Here is a 643-nt window from a genome sequence, read left to right on the forward strand (position 1 = left end):
GGTGGCGGGTGCCGATCAGGAACTGGATCAGGCCCAGCGCCATGCCGAGCGCGGCGATGGCGAAGCCGAGGTGCCAGTTGACCTCCTGGCCCACCGTGCCGATGATCAACGGCGCGGCGAAGCCACCGATGTTGATGCCGATGTAGAAGATCGTGAAGCCGCCGTCACGGCGCGGGTCTTCCGGGCCCTCGTAGAGGTGGCCGACCATCGTGGAGATGTTGGCCTTCAGCAGGCCGGAGCCGAACGCGACGAGCGCCAGGCCGCCGAAGAACGGCAACTGTCCGGGCACCGCGAGCAGCAGGTGGCCGGCCATGATGATGCCGGCGGCGATGGCCACGGTCTTCCGCGGCCCCCACACCCGGTCACCGAACCAGCCGCCAGGCATCGCCAGGAGGTAGACCATGGCCAGGTACACGGAGTAGATCGCGACCGCGTTGGCCTCGGTCATCTCCAGGCCGCCACCTTGGCTGCCGTCCTTCGAGTCCGGACCGCCGGAGATCAGGTAGAGGACGAGCAGGGCCCGCATGCCGTAGAAGCTGAAGCGCTCCCACATCTCGGTCATGAAGAGAGTGGCCAGGCCGCGAGGGTGGCCGAAGAAGGTCTTGCCGCCGTTGGCAGGGGGTCCCTGCTTGGCCGCGCCCTT

Annotated in this window: 1 protein-coding gene; it reads right to left on the reverse strand. The window is 68.1% G+C overall.

From position 1 onward, the window contains the following. Window positions 1-643, reverse strand: a 643-nt coding sequence (locus tag KUM32_RS40875) for a peptide MFS transporter (RefSeq protein WP_217146727.1), incomplete at both ends; no start/stop codon positions are given.

This window comes from Streptomyces sp. AC627_RSS907, from assembly GCF_019049165.1.